The organism is Microbacterium sp., assembly GCF_035277845.1.
Taxonomy (GTDB): Bacteria; Actinomycetota; Actinomycetes; order Actinomycetales; family Microbacteriaceae; genus Microbacterium.
In genome coordinates this window covers 1-2,060 of sequence record NZ_DATEJS010000205.1, presented here as the reverse complement: position 1 = coordinate 2,060, position 2,060 = coordinate 1, and the positions used below count along the sequence as shown (strand labels likewise).

Genomic DNA, 2,060 nt, shown 5'->3' with positions numbered 1-2,060 from the left:
GCGATCTGGTCACGGTGGTCGGCAACGTCGTCGACAACGCCATGGAGGCGTGCGGCATGGGCGACCGCATCCGCGTCACCGCCGAGTTCGAGCCGGGCGCGGATGCCGCGGGCCTCGTGCGCCTGCTCATCGACGACGACGGACCGGGCATCGCGGTCGCCGAGCGGGCGCGCGTGTTCGTGTCCGGGGTGAGCACGAAGTCCCCCGGCACCGGCGAGGGGCACGGCCGCGGCATCGGGCTCGCGCTCGTGTCGCGCATCGCGCAGCGGCACGGCGGCCGGGCGTCGGTGGACGACTCGCCGCTCGGCGGAGCACGCCTGCGCATCGAACTGCCGCTGGCATCCGCACCTGCGCCGGCTGCCGCTGCGGAGACGACGGCATGACCCTCACGACCGTCATCGTCGAGGACGAGTCCGCCGTGGCCCGGCTGCATCGGCGCTTCCTGGAGTCGGACGGCACGTGCGCCGTCGTCGGGATGGCCGCCACGGGCCCGGCCGCCGTGGGACTCATCGCCGAGACGGAGCCGGACCTCGTGCTGCTGGACATCTATCTGCCCGGGATGTCGGGGCTCGACGTGCTGCGGGCGGTGCGCGCCGCACGCCACCGCCAGCCGGAGTTCATCGCGGTGACGGCGGCGCGGGACTTCGCGAGCGTGCGGGACGCCCGCCTGGCCGGGGTGCGGCACTATCTCGTGAAGCCGTTCGCACCGGCGGATCTCGCCGAGCGCGTGGCCGAGGTGGCGCGCGAGCTCGCTGCGACCGGCGACCGGGCTCTCGACCAGTCCGAGATCGACACGCTGATCCGCACGACGGCCGCGGTGCCCACGCTCCCCAAGGGCCTCAGCGTCGAGACGCTGGCGGCCGTGCGCACCGCCGTCGCCGCCGCGCCGTGGTCGTCGGCGGCCGCCATCGGGGAGGTCGCCGGGGTGTCCCGGGTGAGCGCACGTCGCTATCTCGAGTACCTCACCGCGACCGGCATCGTGCGCCGGCGGCTCGACTACGCGACCAGCGGCCGGCCCGGTGCGCGTTACGGCCCGGCCGACGAGCCCCTGCCCTGAGACGGCGCGAGCGCCGCGATCGCGGCGGCTACGCTGGGCACGTGCGTCTCGGAGTCCTCGACATCGGATCGAACACCGTCCATCTGCTCGTCGCGGACGTCCACCCCGGTGGCAGGCCCCTCGCGACCACGAGCAGGCGCACGGTGCTGCGCCTCATGCGGTACCTCGAGCCCGACGGCTCGATCTCGGAGGAGGGCGTGCGGGCGCTGGTGGACGCCGTCGCCGAGGCCCGGCAGGTCGCCGACGACGAGAACGTGGTCGAGCTTCTCGCGACGGCGACCTCGGCGGTGCGCGAGGCGGCCAACGGGCCCGATGTCATCGCGCGCATCGAGGCGGCGCTCGGTCAGGGGCTGCAGGTGCTCGGCGGCGAGTCCGAGGCGCGGTACACGTTCCTCGCGGTGCGGCGCTGGTTCGGGTGGGCGGCCGGGCAGATCCTGCTGTTCGACATCGGCGGCGGATCGCTCGAGCTCGCCGCCGGCGCGGACGAGCTTCCGGATGCCGCGGCATCCGTCCCCCTCGGCGCCGGCCGCATGACCGTGCAGTTCCTCCCCGGCGACCCGCCCGGCGAGGCCGCGGTGGAGATGCTCCGCGAGCACGCGCTGTCGCAGCTGATCCCGGTCGCGGAGAGGTTCCTGGACCTGCCGCGGCCCGACCACGTGGCGGGCTCGTCGAAGGCGATCCGCTCGCTCGCGAAGCTCGCCGGCTACCCCGCCCCCGGGTGGAGCGGCAGCCAGCGGATGCTGCTGCCCCGCACCTCCCTCGGGCAGTGGATCCCGCGGCTCGCCCGCATCCCGGCATCCGCCCGCCAGGAACTGCCGGGCATCACGCCCGACCGCACGTTCCAGATCGTGGCCGGTGCGGTCGTGCTGCACACCGCCATGACCGCGATGCGCGTCGACGAGCTCGAGGTCTCCCCCTGGGCCCTCCGCGAGGGCGTGCTGCTGCGCTACATCGAGTCCCTCGCCTGGAACGTGCCGCCCACCACAGGCGCCCAGCCCGTCGC

Annotated in this window: 3 protein-coding genes; all 3 read left to right on the top strand. The window is 74.8% G+C overall.

The annotated features are described in order from the left end of the window. A partial coding sequence (locus VJR25_RS08610; protein WP_324114563.1) for an ATP-binding protein occupies positions 1-383 on the top strand: 383 nt, incomplete at its 5' end. After that, entirely contained in the window at positions 380-1,057 is a 678-nt protein-coding gene (locus VJR25_RS08605) for a response regulator (protein WP_324114562.1), read from the top strand. The genes VJR25_RS08610 and VJR25_RS08605, both read left to right, overlap by 4 nt. A 41-nt stretch (positions 1,058-1,098) precedes the next feature. Beyond that, positions 1,099-2,060: Ppx/GppA phosphatase family protein (locus VJR25_RS08600; protein ID WP_324114561.1), on the top strand; the 962-nt coding region annotated here is incomplete at its 3' end.

What these genes read in the sequence shown, in the direction of transcription:
- VJR25_RS08605 (WP_324114562.1), top strand. Translation starts at nt 380, where the DNA reads ATGACCCTCACGACCGTCATCGTCGAGGACGAGTCCGCCGTGGCCCGG.